The 13,256-nt window shown below is 70.9% G+C and carries 13 protein-coding genes and 1 pseudogene; 5 read left to right on the forward strand and 9 right to left on the reverse strand.

The window, feature by feature from the left end:
• Positions 1 to 254: 254 nt before the first annotated feature.
• From IF30_RS0138785 to IF30_RS0138795, 3 genes are all read right to left on the reverse strand, one after another.
• The gene (locus IF30_RS0138785; RefSeq protein ID WP_030247534.1) at positions 255 to 1,436 is read right to left on the reverse strand and encodes a DUF2510 domain-containing protein; all 1,182 of its coding nucleotides are present in this window, start codon (positions 1,434 to 1,436) and stop codon (positions 255 to 257) included.
• A 135-nt stretch (positions 1,437 to 1,571) separates the two neighbouring features.
• Positions 1,572 to 2,372: a 3-oxoacyl-ACP reductase gene (locus IF30_RS0138790; RefSeq protein WP_030247535.1), complete on the reverse strand. Its 801-nt coding sequence runs from the start codon at positions 2,370 to 2,372 to the stop codon at positions 1,572 to 1,574.
• Between the two features lie 76 nt (positions 2,373 to 2,448).
• Positions 2,449 to 3,834, reverse strand: a complete 1,386-nt coding sequence (locus tag IF30_RS0138795) for a glutamine synthetase family protein (protein ID WP_030247537.1) — start codon at positions 3,832 to 3,834, stop codon at positions 2,449 to 2,451.
• 156 nt (positions 3,835 to 3,990) lie between these two features.
• On the opposite strand from IF30_RS0138795, the gene IF30_RS0138800 reads away from it, so the two are divergent.
• The 3 genes from IF30_RS0138800 to IF30_RS0138810 all read left to right on the forward strand — a co-directional run bounded on the left by IF30_RS0138800 (position 3,991) and on the right by IF30_RS0138810 (position 7,013).
• A complete protein-coding gene (locus tag IF30_RS0138800; RefSeq protein ID WP_037902769.1) occupies positions 3,991 to 4,761 on the forward strand; it encodes a gamma-glutamyl-gamma-aminobutyrate hydrolase family protein in 771 nt (256 codons plus the stop codon).
• Positions 4,762 to 4,955: 194 nt separating this feature from the next.
• The gene (locus IF30_RS0138805) at positions 4,956 to 6,050 is read left to right on the forward strand and encodes a cation diffusion facilitator family transporter (RefSeq protein WP_051712185.1); all 1,095 of its coding nucleotides are present in this window, start codon (positions 4,956 to 4,958) and stop codon (positions 6,048 to 6,050) included.
• Between the two features lie 60 nt (positions 6,051 to 6,110).
• Complete coding sequence (locus tag IF30_RS0138810) at positions 6,111 to 7,013, forward strand: 5'-3' exonuclease (protein WP_030247542.1); 903 nt, start codon at positions 6,111 to 6,113, stop codon at positions 7,011 to 7,013.
• 83 nt (positions 7,014 to 7,096) lie between these two features.
• On the opposite strand, the gene IF30_RS0138815 is transcribed toward IF30_RS0138810, so the two are convergent.
• The 5 genes from IF30_RS0138815 to IF30_RS44340 all read right to left on the reverse strand — a co-directional run bounded on the left by IF30_RS0138815 (position 7,097) and on the right by IF30_RS44340 (position 10,928).
• The gene (locus tag IF30_RS0138815) at positions 7,097 to 8,131 is read right to left on the reverse strand and encodes a radical SAM protein (RefSeq protein ID WP_234323009.1); all 1,035 of its coding nucleotides are present in this window, start codon (positions 8,129 to 8,131) and stop codon (positions 7,097 to 7,099) included.
• A 73-nt stretch (positions 8,132 to 8,204) separates the two neighbouring features.
• A complete protein-coding gene (locus IF30_RS0138820) occupies positions 8,205 to 8,738 on the reverse strand; it encodes a class IV adenylate cyclase (RefSeq protein WP_030247546.1) in 534 nt (177 codons plus the stop codon).
• Positions 8,725 to 9,336: a dTMP kinase gene (locus IF30_RS0138825; protein ID WP_030247548.1), complete on the reverse strand. Its 612-nt coding sequence runs from the start codon at positions 9,334 to 9,336 to the stop codon at positions 8,725 to 8,727. Before IF30_RS0138825 ends, IF30_RS0138820 begins: the two co-directional genes overlap by 14 nt.
• A gap of 24 nt (positions 9,337 to 9,360) precedes the next feature.
• Complete coding sequence (locus tag IF30_RS0138830; protein ID WP_030247550.1) at positions 9,361 to 10,284, reverse strand: hypothetical protein; 924 nt, start codon at positions 10,282 to 10,284, stop codon at positions 9,361 to 9,363.
• Positions 10,285 to 10,307: 23 nt separating this feature from the next.
• Complete coding sequence (locus tag IF30_RS44340; protein ID WP_051712187.1) at positions 10,308 to 10,928, reverse strand: ATP-binding protein; 621 nt, start codon at positions 10,926 to 10,928, stop codon at positions 10,308 to 10,310.
• 181 nt (positions 10,929 to 11,109) lie between these two features.
• On the opposite strand from IF30_RS44340, the gene IF30_RS0138840 reads away from it, so the two are divergent.
• Together IF30_RS0138840 and IF30_RS0138845 are read left to right on the forward strand one after the other, a co-directional pair.
• Positions 11,110 to 12,498 carry a Tat pathway signal protein gene (locus tag IF30_RS0138840; protein WP_234323010.1) on the forward strand — a complete coding sequence of 463 codons (1,389 nt, stop codon included), beginning with the start codon at positions 11,110 to 11,112 and terminating at the stop codon, positions 12,496 to 12,498.
• Positions 12,499 to 12,540: 42 nt separating this feature from the next.
• On the forward strand, positions 12,541 to 13,029 hold the full coding sequence (locus tag IF30_RS0138845) for an SAM-dependent methyltransferase (protein WP_030247555.1): 489 nt from the start codon (positions 12,541 to 12,543) through the stop codon (positions 13,027 to 13,029).
• Between the two features lie 128 nt (positions 13,030 to 13,157).
• Here IF30_RS0138845 and IF30_RS48910 read toward each other — a convergent pair.
• Positions 13,158 to 13,256, reverse strand: a pseudogene (locus tag IF30_RS48910) (IS481 family transposase); the annotation flags it as partial.

Here is a 13,256-nt window from a genome sequence, read left to right on the forward strand (position 1 = left end):
CTCCGGCGCGGGCTCCGGCGCTGATGCGGGCTCCGGACCGGGCACCACCACCTGAGCCCCGCGCTCCTCACACGGCGGCGGCCCACCCGGAGGGGATCCTCCGGGTGGGCCGCCGCCGTCGGCGTCCTCGTCGGCAGGGGCCGCCCCGGGTACCGGGACCCGGGCGGGAGGGGGGGGGAGCGGCCCCCGCCCGCCCCCGCGCGCCGGGGGGGCCCCGGCCGGGCGGGCCCGCCGCCGTGTGAGGAGCGCGGGGCTCAGGTGGTGGTGCCCGGTCCGGAGCCCGCATCAGCGCCGGAGCCCGCGCCGGAGCCCGAGCCGCTACCGGGGAGCCCCGGGATGCCGGGGATTCCGGGAATGCCGGGCAGCTTGCCCTTGTAGTCGGCGATGCCCTGGACGACGGTGTCCATCACGGCGACGTCCGGCGCCTTGTCGGCGATGTCGAAGCCGAAGTGCACCGAGACCAGGGCCTTGCCGTCGGCGGAGGGAAAGACGACGGTCTGCACGTACCCGTTGTTGCCCTTGGGCGCGTCCACCTTCCAGCGGACCAGGTAGCCGTCCTGGCCCTTGACCTTGACCGCCTCGGACTTGAGCTCCTGGTGCCCGGTGATGTCGCCGTAGGACTCCTTGGCGGCCTTCGCGATGTCGGCCTTGGCCGCCGCCTGCACGTCGGTGCCGCCGCCGTCGATCCGGCCGGTGGTCACGCCGCCGAGGGTGCAGTTGTCGGTGCCGTCGGGGCAGGTGTACGAGCCGACGGTGATCATGGCGTAGCCGTCACCGGACGTGGTGGCCTGCCAACCGGACGGGACCGGCAGGGTGAGCCGGTTGACCACGTCGATCGCGGTGTCGGCCCCGGGCCGGACCTTGCCGCTGCCCTTGCCGTCCCCGCTGCCGCCGTTGCCGCCCCCGCCCTTGCCGCCCTTCCCGCCGTTGCCGTTCCCACCGTTGCCGTTGCCGCCGTTGCCGCCGAAGCCGGGGTAGCCGTCCCAGGGCCCCGACCCGCCCTGCGGGGCCTGCCGGGCGGCGGCCTTCCCGTGGTCGCCGTGGCCGTCCATCGCGACGTACGTGATCCCCGAGCCGGCGCCCAGGCCGAGCAGCGCGGCGACGGCGGCCACCACGACCAGCTTGGAGGGCTTGCGCCAGGCCTTGCGCGGCGGCCCGGCGGGTGCGCCGTAGGCGGCGCCGAAGGGCGGGGGCTCCGGGTAGCGGACGGTCGGGCCGCTCTCCAGGACCTCGCCTTCCAGCACCGTGGGCTGCTCGGCCGTACCGGGCCCCGGCTCACCGGCCGCCGGCGCCTGCGGCGCCCGGGCCGGGGCGTCCGCGGGCGCGGGCCGGGTGTCGGCCGTCCAGCCGTTGCCGTCCCACCACCGCTGCCCCCTCGGCTCGCCGGTGGTGTCCTTCGGGTCCGGGTACCACCCGGCGGGAATCTGCTCGCTCACAGCAGAGAATCTAAAGGCAGCCGGATAAACGCGAAATCAGCGCAACCGGTAATTCCCGCCGTTTTCGATGAGATTACCGTGAGAAGGTCACGGCGCCCGGCCCCGGGCCGGTCCGGCGCCCCGTCCGGGCGGCGCTCAGAGCGGGGTGACGTACGCCCCGGAGATGCCGCCGTCCACCAGGAACTCGCTCGCCGTGATGAACGAGGAGTCGTCGCTCGCGAGGAAGGCGACCGCGGCGGCGATCTCCTCGGCCCGGGCGAACCGGCCGAGCGGGATGTGCACCAGTCGGCGCTCGGCCCGCTCCGGATCCTCGGCGAACCGCTCGCGCAGCAGCGGGGTGTCCACCGGCCCGGGCGAGAGCGCGTTGACCCGGATCCCTTCCCGGGCGAACTGCACGCCCAGTTCGCGGGACATCGCGAGCACCCCGCCCTTGGAGGCGGTGTGGGAGATCTGCGAGGTGGCCGCGCCCACCAGGGCCACGAAACCGGCGGTGTTGATGATCGAACCCCGCCCGTGCCGCCGCATGTAGGGCAACGCGGCCCTGCAGCACAGGTAGACCGAGGTCAGGTTGGCCTCCTGCACCCTGTGCCACGCGTCCGGGCCGGTGGTGAGGATCGAGCCGTCGTCCGGCGGCGAGACGCCCGCGTTGTTGAACGCCACGTCCACGCTTCCGCAGGTCTCGTACGCCTCGTCGAACAGCGCCTCGACCATGTCCGGGTCGGTGACGTCGGTGTGCACGAACAGCCCGCCGACCTCCTTGGCGGCGGCCCGGCCGGTCTCCTCGTCGAGGTCCGCGCAGACCACCTTCGCACCCTCCGAGGCGAGTCGACGGGCGGCGGCCAGGCCGATGCCGCTGCCCGCGCCGGTGACCACGGCGGTGCGGCCGACCAGACGCCGGCAGACCGCCTCGTCCCGCGCGGCGCGCTTATCGCTCATCGGGCCCTGCCCGCGGCGGCGCTGCGGACGGCGCCCGCGGTCGGCCCGGTCATGCCCCACGTCCGTCGCTCATGCGTCACATCCGTTCGAAGGATCGGTAGCGTTCCCAGTCGGTGACGGCGCCGTCGTAGGCGGCCTGTTCGACCCGGGCCATGTTCAGGTAGTGCTCGACCACGTCGTCCCCGAAGGCCTCCCGGGCCGGTTCGCTCCGGGCCCACAGCCCGGCCGCCTCGCGCAGCGATCCGGGCACCCGGGCGTACTCCTCCACCGCGTAGGCGTTGCCGAGGCAGGGCGCGGGCAGTTCCAGCTTGTGCCGCAGCCCGTGCAGGCCGGCCGCGATCATCCCGGCGACGGCGAGGTACGGGTTGACGTCACCGCCCGGCGCCCGGTTCTCCATCCGCAGGCCGGTGCCGTGGCCGACCACCCGGTAGGCGCAGGTGCGGTTGTCCCGGCCCCAGGCGACGGCGGTCGGGGCGAAGGAGCCCGGGCGGTAGCGCTTGTAGGAGTTGATGTTCGGGGCGTAGAGCACGCTGAACTCGCGCAGCACGGTGAGCTGGCCGGCCAGGAAGTGCCGCATGGTGTCGGTCATCCGGCCGTCGCGGTCGGCGAAGGCCGGGGCACCGACGGCGTCGCGCAGCGAGAGGTGGATGTGGCAGCTGTTGCCCTCGCGCTCGTCGTACTTGGCCATGAAGGTGAGTGCGCAGCCGAGTTGGGCGGCGATCTCCTTCGCGCCGGTCTTGTAGACACTGTGCTGGTCGCAGGTGGTGAGGGCGTCGGCGTAGCGGAAGGCGATCTCGTGCTGGCCGAGGTTGCACTCGCCCTTGGCCGACTCCACGACCAGGCCGGCGCCGGCCATCTCGGTGCGGATCCGGGAGAGCAGCGGCTCGACGCGGGCGGTGCCCAGCATCGAGTAGTCCACGTTGTAGAGGTTCGCCGGGGTGAGGCCGCGGTAGCCGCCGAGCCAGGCCTGCTCGTAGGTGTCCCGGAAGACCAGGAACTCCAGTTCGGTGCCGATGTCGGCGGCCAGTCCGTATTCGGCGAGCCGGGCGATCTGGCGGCGCAGCACCTGGCGCGGGGCGGCGTCCACCGGGTGGCCGCCGTGCCCGGCGAGGTCGGCGGTGACCTGGGCGGTGCCGGGCTGCCACGGGGTCAGCCGCAGGGTGCCGAGGTCGGGGCGCATCGCGAAGTCGCCGTAGCCGGTGGCCCAGGAGGAGAAGGCGTAACCGTCCACGGTGTTGAGGTCGACGTCGACGGCCAGCAGGTAGTCGCAGGCCTCGGCGCCGTGCTCGGCGACTTCGTCGAGGAAGAACCGGGCGGCGAAGCGCTTGCCCTGCAGGCGCCCCTGCATGTCGGTGAAGGCGAGCGCGACGGTGTGCACCTCACCGGCGTCCACCAGCGCGCGCAGTTCGTCCAGGGCCAGCGGCGGCCGGGGCGGCGAGCCCGCGGCGGTGTGCTCGGACATGGCTGAACCCTCCGTCCTCGATCACTCTTCGAGATCAAGCGGTCACAGCGAACCGTACGGCCTGGTGCTCACGGGGCGGAAGAGGGCGGACGGGCGTGGCGCGCCGACCGGCTGAGTTGACGGGGGATCAGACGGTCCGGGGGGAGAATGCGCGCCATGGATCGCAGGCCTTTGATCGGCGTCAGCACCTACCTGGTCGACGCGAGTTGGAGCAACTGGCGGGGCCGCCGGGCGGCCCTCGTGCCCGAGCGGTACACCGCGTACGTCCAGGAGTCGGGCGGGATCGCCCTCCTGCTGCCGCCGGACGCGCCCGAGCGCGCGCCGGAGGTGCTGGCCCGACTGGACGCCCTGGTCATCGCGGGCGGCCCGGACATCGATCCGGCGTACTACGGGCAGCCGGCCCATCCGGCGACCGAGGTGGACTCGCCGGAGCGGGACGCCTGGGAGGTCGCGCTGCTGCGGGCGGCGCTGGCGGCGGGGATGCCGCTGCTGGGCGTCTGCCGGGGCATGCAGGTCCTCAACGTGGTCTGCGGGGGCACGCTGGTGCAGCACCTGCCGGACGTGGTGGCGGTGGACGTGCACGGCGGCTCGGCGGGGCGCTACGGATCGCACCCGGTGCGTCCGGTGCCGGGGACGCTGCTGGGCGGGCTGCTGCCGGAGAGCGAGCTGGAGGTGCCGACCTTCCACCACCAGGCCGTCGACCGGGTCGGGCAGGGCCTGCGGGTGAGCGCCCACGCGCCGGACGGGACGGTGGAGGCGGTGGAGGGCCCGGGTTTCACGCTCGGGGTGCAGTGGCACCCGGAGCAGGGCGACGACCTGCGGCTGATGCGGGCCCTCGTCCGGGCGGCGACCGCCGCGACCCTGGACGCGACGGCGCCGGACGTGCCGGCCCTGGACCCCGCGTTGGACGCGATGGTGCCGGGTTAGCGCAACTGGTCGTGGGCGCAAGGGATTTGGGCTGGTCGAAGGTCTGCGGCGGGCGCCGGGTACGGCCACCCGGACGGCAACGACAACGGTCACCAGTACAACCTTTGGATCTTTGTCGATTCTGCGGTTCACTTCGGTGGCAGGGCGGTCGCGCCGCGCCCCCGTCCCCACCCGTGCGCCCAGAGAGGACCTCCATGGCCAGGCACGAGCATTCGCATGATGATCATGCGCATGATCACGAGCACGCCGGCGGGCAAGGCGGACACGCACCCGGGAGTCACGGGCACGGCGGGCACTCGCACGGGGGCCACGGGCACGGCGGGCACTCGCACGGCGTAGCCGCCGACGCGGACCGCCGCTGGCTGCTCAGCGCCCTCGCCCTCATCGTCGTCTTCATGGCCGGCGAGGTCGTCGTCGGCTTCGCCGCGAAGTCCCTGGCGCTGATCTCCGACGCGGCGCACATGCTCACCGACGCCGCCTCGATCGCCCTGGCACTGGTCGCCATGCGGCTCGCCGCCCGCCCGGCCCGCGGCGGCTACACGTACGGGCTCAAGCGGGCCGAGATCCTCTCCGCGCAGGCCAACGGGGTCACCCTGCTCGTGCTCTCGGCCTGGCTGGGCTACGAGGCGATCACCCGGCTGTTCGAGCCGCCGGCGGTCACCGGCTCGCTGGTGCTGGTCACCGCACTGGTCGGGATCGTGGTCAACCTCGCCGCCACCTGGTGCATGTCCAAGGCCAACCGCAGCTCGCTGAACGTCGAGGGCGCCTTCCAGCACGTGCTCACCGACCTGTACGCGTTCATCGCCACCGCCGTCGCCGGCCTGGTCGTGGTGACCACCGGCTTCGTCCGGGCCGACGCCATCGCCTCGCTGATCGTCGTCGCCCTCATGCTCAAGGCGGGCATCGCCCTGGTCCGTGACTCCGGGCGGATCTTCCTGGAGGCCGCCCCGGCCGGGATCGACCCCGACGCGGTGGCCGACCGGATGGTCGCCCAGCCGCTCGTCGAGGAGATCCACGACCTCCACATCTGGGAGATCACCTCCGGACAGCCCGCGCTGTCCGCCCACGTCCTGGTCACCCCCGGCGGCGACTGCCACGCCGTCCGGCGCGAACTGCAGCGCCGACTCGCCGGCGAGTACGGCATCACCCACAGCACGCTCCAGGTCGACCACGTCGGGGAGGACGAGGCGGGCGCACTGCTGCAGATCGCCGCCCCGGTCGACACGGCCGCCGAACACTGCGCCGACGCCCACGGCCCCGTCCACCGCGCGGGCCCGCACGAGCACTGAGGAACCGGCCGTCCGTCACCGCCGTACGGCATGATCTGACACGTGACCGCACCGCGACTGATGCTGCTCGACTCCGCCAGCCTGTACTTCCGGGCCTACTTCGGCGTACCGGACACCCTGCGCTCGCCGCAGGGTGAGCCCGTCAACGCCGTCCGCGGCCTGCTGGACTTCATCGCCCGGCTGGTCCACGACCACCGGCCCGACCAGTTGGTCGCCTGCATGGACGCCGCCTGGCGCCCGCAGTGGCGGGTCGACCTCGTGCCCTCCTACAAGACCCACCGGGTCGCGGAAGCCGCCGAGAACGGCGAGGAGGAGGTGCCCGACACGCTGGCCCCGCAGGTCCCGGTGATCGAACAGGTGCTGGACGCGCTCGGTATCGCCCGCGTCGGCTCCCCCGGCTACGAGGCGGACGACGTCATCGGCACCCTCACCGCCCGCGCCAAGGGCGCGGTGCAGATCGTCACCGGTGACCGCGACCTCTTCCAACTGGTCGACGACGCCCGCGGCATCACCGTGCTCTACCCGGTCAAGGGCATGGGCAACCTGCAGGTCACCGACGACGCGCTCCTGCTGGAGAAGTACGGCGTGCGCGGCGCCCAGTACGCCGACATGGCCGCCCTCCGCGGCGACCCGTCGGACGGCCTGCCCGGCGTCAAGGGCATCGGCGAGAAGACCGCCGCCCAGCTGATGAACGAGTACGGCGACCTCGCCGGCATCCGCGCCGCCGCCCTCGACATCGGCTCCAGGCTCACCCCGGCCCGCCGCCGCAACATCGTCGAGGGCGCCGCCTACCTCGACGTCGCCCCCAAGGTCGTCCGGGTCGCCGACGACGCCCCGCTGCCCGACTTCGACCCGGCCCTCCCCCGCGAGCCGCTGGACCCGATGACCCTGGAACACCTCTCCGCCCGCTGGGGTCTCGGCACCTCCCTGGAACGCGTCCTGGAGGCCCTCGCCACGCGGTGATCAAAAGGGGCCCGCACGCGCGAAGGGCCCGCACGTTCGTCACGAACGTGCGGGCCCCTGAATGCCCGACCGGAAGCCGACGCTCAGGCGGCGGCACCGTACTCGCTCGTCAGCCTCCGGACCTCGGCGTCCTTGAAGGCCTGCACCTCTTCCACGATCCCGCTCCGCGGCAGCTCTGCCACCGGCACGCAGAGGTCCATCCGCTGGATGCAGACTCCCACCATGTACTCCCCCTGATCCGTGAGGTACAGCCGGATGCCGTAGTAGCCCTCCTCACAGTCCGTGTCGTTGTTGAACCGGCACGACGCGCAGGTGTCGGGGAGCCGCACCGGCAGCAATCGCTTGACATAGACCGCTCGGCTGCCGAGCGCCCGGTAGAGGGTGCGCTCGTCGGAGGTGCCGGCCGTGAACGTCCGGAGCACCGGTTCCGCACCGACGCGGGCCAGCACCTCGGAGATCGCCGCGATCGACTCCGCTCCATCCTGGATGCTGGTGAGCATCCGCACGTCCGCGAACTGGCCGTACGACTCGACCAGGTTGACGACCCGGTCGACGTGGGCCATACCGGGAACGACGATGTTCACCGAGACCTTCACCCCGTTGGAGACAGCGGCCCGAACCGTCTGTTCCGCAGCCCGGATCTTCTTCTCGGCCAGACCCGCCGACCTGAAACGCTCGGACTGAACGGCCCGGAGTTCTTCGGCGGTGGTGCCGAAGACAGAGACGTTGATGCGGTTGAGGCCAGCCGCCGAGCAGTCCGGCATCACCTGCCGGCCGCGCTCGCCGTTGCTGGTCATTCCGACGCTCAGGCCCATTCCGGTGAGCGCCGAAACCAGCGTGGAGACCTCCGCATGGAGGGTGGGCTCCCCTCCGGTGAGGTGAACCTCATTGGCGCCGAACGCCCTCGCCACGGTCCGCACCGCACGCCGGAAGTGCGTGTCCGGAACCATCCTCGCGGCGAGGAACTCGACACCGTTCGACTCGCTGTAGATCGACACACGCCCGGTCCCGCCCGGCCCCGCGACGAAGGGCAGCTGCGTTCGACCCCGGTTGTCGGCGGTGACGGGCGTTCCTTCGTTGTGGCAGAACGTGCAGGCCAATCCGCAGTCGTCGATCACCTTGATGCGGATGGTCCGGTCCCGGACGACCCGGATCGCCGGGTGTTGGGTCACTGACAAGGCATGTCTCCTGTCATTCGAAGGTGAGTCGAGGGACCGCCTCGATGTCGATCCCGTACCGGCGGTAGACCTTGGTCGTGTTCTCACTCGTCAGCTCGCCGACGGGAAGCCCAAGCACGAGCGCCGTCGCGTGGACGTGCTCGGCACTGTCCCCCTCGATCTCCAGGTACGGGGGGATCAGCGGCCACTCATCGATCTCGATGGCCGCACCGCCCAGCGCCCAGGATGACCGGCGGTTCTCCTGGTATGCCTTGGACTGGTAACCGAGCTTGCCGAGGAGGGTGTTCGTCGCGTCGAAGTCACCGACCGTCGTCTCCGTCTCGGTCACGCCGTCGATCGCGTCGGAGAGGATTTCCTTGACGCACAGCGTGACGCCGGTGCCGGTGTCACGCAGCCGGACCCACGCTCCGGGCCGGCCCGGGATGTCGTACACGTAGCGGCGCTGGAAGCGGTCGACCACGTGCTCGGCCCCGGCCTCCACCAGCAGCGCACGGATCTTCTCCGGCTCGACGTTGAGGATCTTCGCTTCGAACTCAGTTGCGGTCATGGGATTTCTTCCTCTCCAGTCGGGGTTTCGGGATACGCGAGCGGACGATATCGGCGATCAGGGCGGCCACCTGTTCCGGCGTACGGTCGGTGCCGTCCACGCGGACGAGGCCGAGCGCCCGGTACACGCGAGTGCTCTCGGCGACGTTCGGCTCTTCCCGCTGGTGCCAGTAGCTCAGCGTCCCGCTCTCGGCCCGCCGCCGAAGCCGGTCCTGGCGAACCTCCTCGTCCACGTCCAGCAGGATCGCCAGGTCCGGGACCAGAGCCCCGCTCGGGTACTCGGGGGCGCAGTCGTGCCCCATGGCGCGGTGCGTGGCAACGGTGCGCGGGAAGTACGACTCGACCACCACCGTCCGGCCGGTCCCGACGAGCGCCCGGGCCGTCTCCGACTTGATGTGATTCGCCATCATCCACCAGTGGAGCCGGGCCGGCAGGATGCCGGTGGCGTCCACCTCCGCGCGCATGCGAGAGAACGTCGGCAAGGCGCCATCCGTAAGGTGAACACCGCCGAGAAGGGCTGCGGCCAACGGCGCGACGGTGGTCTTCCCGCTCCCGCTGAGACCGTCGAGGGTGATGAAGGATCCTCGGGTCACGTCCACGTGAACTCCTTTTCGTCGTTCGATTCATCGCCCCACCCAGCGCCACGGGACCGGGTTGGCACCGCGCAGGCATCCGACTCGGTGGACTGCCGCCTGACGGACGTTGGCATCGAGGTGGGCGCGGCGCACCGTCTCCATCACCGCAGTGAGTACGACAAGGTCACGCACGACCTGGTAACCCGACCAGGCACCGATGTAGGGGTGGTTCAGGGACTGGTCTTCGCGCTCGTACGAGAGGTAGACGTCGGCATAGGATCCGTGGTCCTCGCGCGGGCCGATGAGCAGTTCGGAGCGCCAGCGGGCTGCGACCCGGTCCCACTCCCGGTGGCCGCGATGGAGGGGACGGCGCAGCAGGAACCCGACGCGGACTCCGTCGTCGTGGCAGGGGACCATGCCGAGCGCACCAAGGATGACGGCATCCGGGGTCGGCCAGTCGGGGTGGTCCCATTCCTCGTGCAACTGAGCCGCGCGCTCGCGGAGGAAGCAGCGGGCGGCGTCGTTCAGCGGAGCCTCGTCCAGGCCGTCGAGCAGCCCGGCGAACGGGTCGTGATCCCTGAGCCACGGGGCAGCCCCGGGGTCGATTCGGTGCGTGAGGGCTGTCACCCACGCGGACAGGGACGTGTCGGTGCTCGGCTTGCCGGGGTCCTGCCAGAGGGTCACGGCCCGGCCGTCTGTCGACATGTGGACATCAGTGCTCCAGGGGGAGGCGACGGCGACCTGGTGCTGCCGAAGGAACTGCGCGCCCTTGATGAGCGCCCGGGCCTCGTCGACGTCGGGATGCACAAGGGCGAGTGAGTGCGAAGCCGGCAGCGACCAGAGGTGGTTCGGGCTGTCGCTGACCAGTTCGGCCCGCCGGAAGTCGGCGGCGATGGCAGCGCAGGCCCGTGTCAGGGTTTCGAAGGATGCTGCGACGTCCAGCCTGCGGGCCAGGGTGGTGGTCTTGAGCAACGTCCTGGTGCGCGGTCCGACATTCACGGTTCGGCCCTCGGATGCGGCGTGGGTGGATGGACCGGACGGGAGGTCAGCCGAGTCCGTGCCGGGACAGCCGAAGCGCTTCGCCCCGCTCTGGGCGGCCGGTGCCTGAACTCCCGTGCCGTGGAGTCCGAGGGCAGCATCCCGATCCGCTGACCGCTCTGCTCGACCATGACGGTCGCCGGCCACGCCGGATCAGGCAGTTCGATCTCGGACCAGATCTCCTGTCCGCCCTCAGGGAGCCGCTCGACACCGAACCGGGACACGACCCCCATAACCAGCCTCAGGCCACGGCCACCGGTCGCCTCGTCGCTCGCCGCCCGGTACTCAGGTCTGCCGTCACCTGGATCGGTCACGGACACGCGCAGCACGCCCGGGGCGTACGCCAGACAAGCGGTCAGCTTCACGTCCGACCGATCGCCACCACAGCCGTACAGGACGGCGTTGGTGCCGAGTTCGGACAGGACAAGCTCCACGTCGTCCAGCACGTCTCCGCGCTGCCGGTCCTCCGGACCGAGACCGAGCAACGGCACGGCCTTCCTGGCCCAGCGGCGCAGCTCCCCGATCCGTTTCCGTTCGACGGGGAACCACGTCGTGATGCTGCGCGATTCAGGCTTCATGAGGGCGCCTCACTCACTCGGGGTTGGGAGGCCTCGGGAGACAGTCCGCACGAATGACCGAACATGACGGAGCATTCGCGGTGCGGTCTGCAACGGCCTTGCACGAACAGCAAACCGTCCAAGTTGGCTCGGAGTAAGGTGTTGAGCACCGTCCGTTGTTAAACCGGTTAAACGGCACCGCATGGAGACCCCTATGGGGCGTACCCGCCAACCCAATGAGCGCCTGGGCCGGCTCATCCGGGAAGCAGGCCGACCGAACGAATCCCTCGCGCGGGCCCTGTGTGCCGTTGCGGCCCGCCACAACGATCCGGCGCGACCGAGCCGGGTGTCCGTCACTCAGTGGGTCCGTCAGGGCGTGATGCCCTCCGGGAACATCCCGCAGTACCTCGCGGAGGTGCTCACCAGCTGGCTGAACCGAGACGTCACACTCGCGGACATGGGGTTCGGCGACGAGCAACCGGATCTACGCGACTGGGGTTTGGATACCCTGAAGACCCTGGCGGCTCTCGGACGGATAGACGTTGACGTGGAACGCAGACAGCTCCTCAGCACGCTCGCGTACTCGCTCGGAGCACTGAGCATTCCGCCTGCCAGTTGGTGGGAGCACATGGCCCGCACCGGCAGTCGCGGCATCACACAGCGCCGCGCCGTTCAAGCCGATGTGGATGCCGTCCGGGAGATGACAGCGCTGTTCTCCCAGCTCGACCAGCGTCGTGGTGGCGGCCACGGGCGCACAGCGGTCGCGCAGTACCTCGTCACTGATGTCGGAGAGTTCCTTCAAGGCACCTTCGCCTCCGACCGAGTTCGGCGGGACATGTTCTCCGCAGCATCCGAACTCGCCTACCTGGCAGGGTGGACAGCGTTCGACAACGGTGAGCACCCCACCGCCCAGCACTACTACACCGTGGCCGTGAAGCTGGCGGCCGAAGCCGACGACCCGGCGATGGCCGGGCACGTCCTGCGCGCCATGGCCCACCAGGCGGTCGACCTCCGGAAGCCGCATCACGCCGTCAGGGTCGCCGAGGCGTCCATCGCCGGCGACCGGTACGCGCTCGCCAGTCCACGGGAGCGCTCGCTGCTCGGTGTCGTCCACGCGCGCGCTCTCGCCGCTGCGGGACGCACCGCGGAGGCCAACGCCGCACTTCTCCAGGCCGAGCGTGATCTCTCCGTAGCCTCGCCCGGTGACGACGAACCAGGCCGGGTGTTCTTCTTCGGCGAGGCGTCCTTGGCGCACGAGACGGCGTCGGCGTTGCGCGATCTCGGCGATCTCGAAGGTGCAGCAAGGGAGTTCGAGCGCAGCGTCGCAACTCGCAAGGCTTCCACCTTCACCAGGACCCACGCGGTCACGCTCGGCCACCTGGGCCTTGTGAAGGCCAGGCAGCACTCCATCGAGGAGGCCTGCGCGATCTGGTCGCGGTCGCTCGACGCCATGCAGACCGTCCGCTCCGCCCGTACCCGCGACGTCGCACTGGGGATCCGCAGTGCGCTGTCCCCCTACCGTGGACGGAAGGTGCCGACCGTCGACGCCGTCGACGGTCTCGCCGCCGACTATCTGGCGGCAACCATCTGACCCGCCGTCCTGGCGCGGATTCGTTCACAGGAGGGGAAGCACATGGGTGAGGTCTTCAGCGTCGAAGCGCTCGGACACGTTGTGGGAGGCCGTACGGAACCGACAGACGACTACTGGGGTGGGACCCGCTCCATCATCCGGCTCGACGGCGACAGGTTTCCGCTCGAGGCGACGAAGGGGCTGGAGGAGTTCTCCCACCTCGACGTGATCTTCCGGTTCCACAAGACCGACCCGGCCGACCTCAACTTCGGCGCGCGCCGTCCCCGGGACAACCCGGACTGGCCCGAGGTCGGTGTGTTCGGCCACCGGAACATGCGGCGCATCAACTGGCTCGGGTCCTCCCGTTGCCGGCTCCTCAAGGTCGACGGACTGGACCTGCACGTCGAGGACCTGGATGCCATCGATGGCACCCCTGTCCTCGAAGTGAAACCCTGGTTCGAGGAGTTCGGCCCGCGCGGAGAAGTGCGTCAGCCTGAATGGACCACCGAGATGCTGCGCGACTACTTCGCCCCGGCGCCCCCCACGCCCTGACGATCGGCATCGCCTCGTCGCTCGAGTCCGTTGCGGCTTCGCCCTGGCGAAGCGGCAACGGAAAAGAACTCCTGAGTGAGCGGGGCCCCGCACGAGTGGTCTCGTGCGGGGCCCCTTCGGGGGTCCGGCTAGCTGTTCTGGCCCATGAGGTTGGGAACGCGGCTGGCGGGTGGTTTGCCTGCGAGTGCGGTGTGTCCGCGGTGGTGATTGTAGGTGTGGAGCCAGTC

This window comes from Streptomyces sp. NRRL S-350, from assembly GCF_000719705.1.
Classification (GTDB): domain Bacteria; phylum Actinomycetota; class Actinomycetes; order Streptomycetales; family Streptomycetaceae; genus Kitasatospora.

Excerpts from the sequence above, each read along its gene's own strand:
- IF30_RS44340 (WP_051712187.1), bottom strand. The coding sequence starts at position 10,928 with ATGAAGCCTGAATCGCGCAGCATCACGACGTGGTTCCCCGTCGAACGG.
- IF30_RS0138810 (WP_030247542.1), top strand. The coding sequence starts at position 6,111 with ATGCTGCTCGACTCCGCCAGCCTGTACTTCCGGGCCTACTTCGGCGTA.
- IF30_RS0138840 (WP_234323010.1), top strand. The coding sequence starts at position 11,110 with ATGGAGACCCCTATGGGGCGTACCCGCCAACCCAATGAGCGCCTGGGC.
- IF30_RS0138795 (WP_030247537.1), bottom strand. The coding sequence starts at position 3,834 with ATGTCCGAGCACACCGCCGCGGGCTCGCCGCCCCGGCCGCCGCTGGCC.
- IF30_RS0138800 (WP_037902769.1), top strand. The coding sequence starts at position 3,991 with ATGGATCGCAGGCCTTTGATCGGCGTCAGCACCTACCTGGTCGACGCG.
- IF30_RS0138790 (WP_030247535.1), bottom strand. The coding sequence starts at position 2,372 with ATGAGCGATAAGCGCGCCGCGCGGGACGAGGCGGTCTGCCGGCGTCTG.
- IF30_RS0138805 (WP_051712185.1), top strand. The coding sequence starts at position 4,956 with ATGGCCAGGCACGAGCATTCGCATGATGATCATGCGCATGATCACGAG.
- IF30_RS0138845 (WP_030247555.1), top strand. The coding sequence starts at position 12,541 with ATGGGTGAGGTCTTCAGCGTCGAAGCGCTCGGACACGTTGTGGGAGGC.
- IF30_RS0138820 (WP_030247546.1), bottom strand. The coding sequence starts at position 8,738 with ATGACCGCAACTGAGTTCGAAGCGAAGATCCTCAACGTCGAGCCGGAG.